Here is a 1139-nt window from a genome sequence, read left to right on the forward strand (position 1 = left end):
ATTTAGCATTTAGCATTTAGCATTTAGCATTTAGCATTTAGCATTTAGCATTTAGCATTTAGCATTTAGCATTTAGCATTTAGCATTTAGCATTTAGCATTTAGCATTTAGCATTTAGCATTTAGCATTTAGCATTTAGCAAAAATAATTGGAAGGACAAGAATCGGCAAGAAAAAAATGATTTTTTGTATTGTTTATTTTTTTACGCAAATAAAAAACAAAGAATAATTTGAACAAAAAAACATTTAAAATGCTTAATCTTTATTTTTCTTTTCTCAATTGAGTTCCGCCAAGTTTGTCATCCCATTGGGATCTAGGCATAGTATTAAAAATAGAATGATCGTTTTATATTGAGGTGATATCCTAAAAATGCCATATTTAAGTTTTAAATTTAAATGCTTTTCAAATATAATAGTATTGATCTCTAATACTATGCCTAGATCCCAATGGGATGACAAACTTTGTGGAGATTATAAATCTTAATATCAGGTAGACACTCGAAGCGTCGGTTTAAAATGAACTGTTTAAATCTTTGCATACACAAAATTTGCAATCTTGTAAAGATTAAGACATTCTTTAGAAATTGATAATATAATGCGAAAACTAGATAGAATTATCATCCTATCTTAGATTAACGATGAACATTTGGGAAAGAGAAAAAGTCAGAATATCATTCAAGGTTTTAAATCATAAAGATAATTTAAGAAGTGATGACGAGTAAGAAAATATCAAAAATATTAATCTCTAATACTATGTCTGGATCCTTTCAGGACGACAAACACGGCGTAAAACAAATTGAGAGTAACTATTTTAAGACTGAGGCTTATTTCAAAAGTCAAGCTGGAGTAAGAACTATCAAAGATATTTTTTAAGTAAGGGTAAAAACAAAAAAAAGAATTGGGATTGTTTCGCTTTGCTCGCAATGACAAGCAATAAGCAATAAGCAATAAGCAATAAGCAATAAGCAAAGATAAATCTTTGGAGTAAAGATAAATTGTTTCAGTTTAGAGCAAAAAAAAGTCTCATAGAAACTAATCTATGAGACTTTAAATAAAAACTGGCGGCGACCTACTCTCCCGCTATTCGCAGTACCATCGGCGCTGGTGGGCTTAACTTCTGTGTTCGGAATGGGAACAGGT

Annotated in this window: 1 rRNA gene; it reads right to left on the reverse strand. The window is 30.2% G+C overall.

The annotated features are described in order from the left end of the window. Positions 1-1055 precede the first annotated feature (1055 nt). Positions 1056-1139: ribosomal RNA gene (gene rrf / locus ABD940_RS22820) — 5S ribosomal RNA — on the reverse strand; the annotation flags it as partial.

Source organism: Chryseobacterium ginsengisoli (genome assembly GCF_039542325.1).
Classification (GTDB): domain Bacteria; phylum Bacteroidota; class Bacteroidia; order Flavobacteriales; family Weeksellaceae; genus Chryseobacterium; species Chryseobacterium ginsengisoli.